The sequence below is a fragment of the Sphingomonas bacterium genome, assembly GCF_903643035.1.
In the GTDB taxonomy this organism is placed as follows: Bacteria; Pseudomonadota; Alphaproteobacteria; order Sphingomonadales; family Sphingomonadaceae; genus Sphingomonas.
The window spans coordinates 1-3784 of the sequence record NZ_CAHJWW010000270.1; the positions used below are offsets into that span (position 1 = coordinate 1).

The window sequence follows — 3784 nt, forward strand, 5'->3', positions numbered from 1 at the left end:
GGTCAGCTCCCGCAGGACATTCGGCGCATCCCGGATTTCCGGACGTTCGAGCCGCCTGCGGTCCCGGCCACGCTGCCGTCGGACCTGCTGCGCCGGCGTCCCGACATTGCCGCGGCCGAGTACGACCTGGCCGCCGCCGACGCGACGATCGCGGCGCGCCGGGCCGATTTCCTGCCGCGCCTGAACCTTATGGGGATGTTCGGCCTGGACTATGCGAGCGCCCCCAAGCTGCCGACGCTGAGCGTATGGCGCCTTGGGGCGAGCGTCCTGGCGCCGCTGTACGAGGGCGGCATGCTGCGCGCCAACTTCGACCTTGCGGTCGCCCAGCGCGACCGGCAGGCCTATGCGTACAAGGGCGCGGTCCTCAACGCGTTCTCGGAGGTGGAGACCTATCTGAGCGCCGCGCGCCGCTTCGAAGAGCAGATCAAGGTCGCCCGCGAGCGACGTGCCACGTTGCAGGAGAGCATCGGCTACGCGGTCGATCGCTACCGGGAGGGCTATTCAACCTATCTCGACCAGCTCGATACGCAGCGCAATTTCTACTCGAGCCAGATCGACGCCGTGACGGTGCGCCGCGACCAGCTAAGCAATCTCGTGCAACTCGCGGTGGCGCTGGGTGGCGGTTGGAGCGACGCGGCCGTCTCCTCGTCGATCGACCATCCACCGCTCGCGCGGGCGGTTCAGCCCTTCTCGTCGGTGGCCGACCCGCCAAGGCCCTGACGGCGGATCACGCGCGAAGGGCAACCTTGAGCAGATCGACTCCCTTGCTCGCGATCGCCATGGTCGGCGCGTTCGTGTTGCCGCTGGTGATGTTGGGCATGATCGAGGCATCCATTACCCACAGGTTGCGCGCACCGCGCACCCTCAGCGAAGCGTCGACGACCGCCTCATCATCCGCGCCCATGCGGCAGGTGCCGACCGGGTGCCAATTGACCGTCAGCGTGCGCTTGCAATGTTCGATCAGGCCCTCGTCGGTGTTAACATCGGGGCCGGGCGACAGCTCGAATTCCATGATGTCGCGCAGCGCCGGGGTCTGGAGCACCTCCCGGCAGTAGCGCAGGCTTGCCACCATCACCCGCATGTCCTCGGGATCGCCGAGATAGTTGGGGTCGAACACCGGCGCCGAGGTGGGGTCGGCGTCGCGGAGGCCGACAAAGCCCCTGCTCCTGGGCTGGATCACAACGTTTTCCAGCGTCAGCCCCGACGTGAGCCCGGCCTGGTCCGTCGGGTTCCCCGCGACCGCGAGGTGCATGCACTGCACCGTCGGCTCGCCCGCCGGATCGTCCGGGTTGAAGAAGGCGACGCTCTCGATCCCGTTCGTCGCCGCGGGCCCGTGTCCGGTCAGCAGATACAGGGCGCCCGCGCCCAGCATCGGCAGCCCCGTCGCGTACCGGGCATAGCCCATCTCATGCCGGCTCCGCGCGCTGATCGGCACCGCGGGATGTTCCTGCAGGTGCTGGCCGACATCGGGCGAGGCGAGCCTGAGACCGATACCGTGGCGGGCGAGCTCCGCTTCCGGGCCGACGCCCGACAGCATGAGCAGGCGTGGCGAGTTGAGCGCGCCGGCGCTGATCACCACCTCGCCGGCCAGTGCTCGGTGCGTGTCGCCCCCATGGACATAATCCACGCCGATCGCGCGATCGCCATCGAAGACGATGTTGGTCACCAGGCAATGGGTGTTGATCGTGAGGTTCGGGCGCGACTGCGCGGGGTTCAGGAAGGCGTCGGCGGCGCTGCACCGGCGGGCATCGCCGATCGTAAGCTTGCATGGCCCGACGCCACGCTGCCCCTCGCCGTTATAGTCGGCGTTGTACGGCAGCCCCGCCTGCGTGAAACCATCCATCGCGGCCCGGTTCAGCGCGTTGATCTCGATCGGCTGAGAGACCTTCAACGGGCCCTCGGCGCCGTGCAGCGGCCCCGCGAAGCTGTCGTTTCCCTCCATCGCGATGAAATGCGGCAGCAGATCGGCATAGGACCACTGCCCCGTATCGCTCACCGCCTCCTGCCAGCGCGCGTAATCCCGCGGCTGGCCGCGGACGTACAGCATGGCGTTGATCGAGCCGCCGCCGCCCAGCCCCTTGCCCTGGTGCATCAAGCGCGGCTTGCCGTCGAGCTGGGTCTGCGGAACCGACTCGTAGGGCCAGAGGAACCAGCCGTTCTGGAGCAGCTTGGAGAAGCCGCTGGGGATATGGATCAACGGATCGAGATCGCGGCCGCCCGCCTCGAGCAACAGGACGTCCGCCTCCGTTTCCTGCGCGAGGCGGCCCGCGATCAGGCAGCCCGCCGATCCACCGCCGATCACGATCACGTCATGGCTAGCGCTCATCCCGTTCCTCCACATCCGCGTCGGCAGGCTCTTGGCACCGTGGCGTGACTCGCGACGATGTCTTCAGCCGAAGGGGTAAGGCCATGACACGCGCGGCGGCTGATCTTGATCAGTCGAGAGCCTCGCGTTCGGCCTAGGTTGTTGCCGAATCGGACAGGGACGACCTGGGTGACCAAGCAGGATTCGACCACCTACTACCGTCGACGCGAGCAGCAGGAGCGCGCTCGCGCGAACGCGGCAACGGACCGTGCGGCGGCCGCGATCCACCTCGAACTGGCGTCGTCCTACGCCGAGCTGGCGTCGGGTGGAGCGCCGATGACACGTCAGCTCGCGGGCGAGGGCGCACCGATTGGAACTCTTGACGCATCCGATCCCGCCGAAGGTGGTGGTCCGGCGGCGAGCGGCCCGTGAGTCAGGCCGCGTCGCCCTGCCGCTATCTGATCGTCGGCGGCGGTGCCGGCGGCCTGGAGCTCGCCATCCGGCTTGCCCGCGCCACCCGGCGCGGCGGACGGGCGGCGGTGACGCTGGTTGATCCCGCGCCCGCCCATGTCTGGAAGCCGAGGCTGCACGAGATCGCGGTGGGGTTGCTCGTCGCGGCCGACGAGGCGGCCGGTTACGCGGAACAGGCGGCGGCACACGGCTTCACCTTCATGCTCGGCGCGGTTGAGGCGATCGACGGGTCCGCCGGAACCGCGCGGGTCGGCGTGGTGCGCGAACCCGACGGGAGCGACGAGCTGCTGCCGGCGCGGACCTGCCGCTTCGACACGGCGGTGCTGGCGATCGGCAGCACCGTCGACGATTTCGGGACGCCCGGCGTCGCGGACCATTGCCACGTTCTCGACACGTCCGACGGCGCCGAGCGGCTGCACCGTGCGATCCTGGCGCAGGCGGCGCGGGTGGCGGCGGGCGCGCAGGAGCGGCTGCGGATCGCGATCGTCGGCGCGGGGACGACCGGCGTCGAGCTCGCGGCCGAGCTGCGCAGCGCCACCGGCCGGCTGGCGCAATATCGCAGCCTGCTCGATCCCGCCCGCGTCGATATCACGCTGATCGAGATGGCGGACCGGCCGTTACCCGGCGTCGCCGCCGACACCTCCGGCTATGCGCGGCGCCTGCTCGAGCGACAGCATGTCGCGATGCGGTTCGGTGCGAAGGTGACGGCGGTCGAGGCGCATGCCTTTCACCTCGCGGATGGCGACGTGGTGGTGGCGGACATCCTCGTCTGGGCGTCGGGGGTGCGCGGCCGCGCGCTCGATGTCGTGCCCAGGCCGGCGATGGAGAAGGGCGGCAGGATGCGCGTCGATCCGACGCTGCGGCTGGTCGGCGAGGACGGGCGGGCGCTGGCTAGCCTGTACGCGATCGGCGATTGCGCCGCGTGTTTCGAGGCGGGCAGCGACCAGCCGGTCAACCCCGAAAAAGTCCGCACGATCTCCGTCGACCGCAACGCACGCCTCGAACTCG

4 protein-coding genes are annotated in these 3784 nt (G+C 69.6%); 3 read left to right on the plus strand and 1 reads right to left on the minus strand.

Features of this window, described 5'->3' with window-relative positions:
- The coding region (locus tag HUV01_RS13600; RefSeq protein WP_174298758.1) for a TolC family protein at window positions 1-720 on the plus strand (720 nt) is incomplete at its 5' end.
- Between the two features lie 7 nt (window positions 721-727).
- On the opposite strand, the gene HUV01_RS13605 is transcribed toward HUV01_RS13600, so the two are convergent.
- Window positions 728-2326 (minus strand): GMC family oxidoreductase, encoded by a 1599-nt coding sequence (locus tag HUV01_RS13605; RefSeq protein ID WP_217431013.1) that lies wholly within the window; start codon window positions 2324-2326, stop codon window positions 728-730.
- Window positions 2327-2494: 168 nt separating this feature from the next.
- On the opposite strand from HUV01_RS13605, the gene HUV01_RS13610 reads away from it, so the two are divergent.
- Together HUV01_RS13610 and HUV01_RS13615 are read left to right on the plus strand one after the other, a co-directional pair.
- Window positions 2495-2737: a hypothetical protein gene (locus HUV01_RS13610; protein WP_174298760.1), complete on the plus strand. Its 243-nt coding sequence runs from the start codon at window positions 2495-2497 to the stop codon at window positions 2735-2737.
- The coding region (locus HUV01_RS13615) for an NAD(P)/FAD-dependent oxidoreductase (RefSeq protein WP_174298761.1) at window positions 2734-3784 on the plus strand (1051 nt) is incomplete at its 3' end. The genes HUV01_RS13610 and HUV01_RS13615, both read left to right, overlap by 4 nt.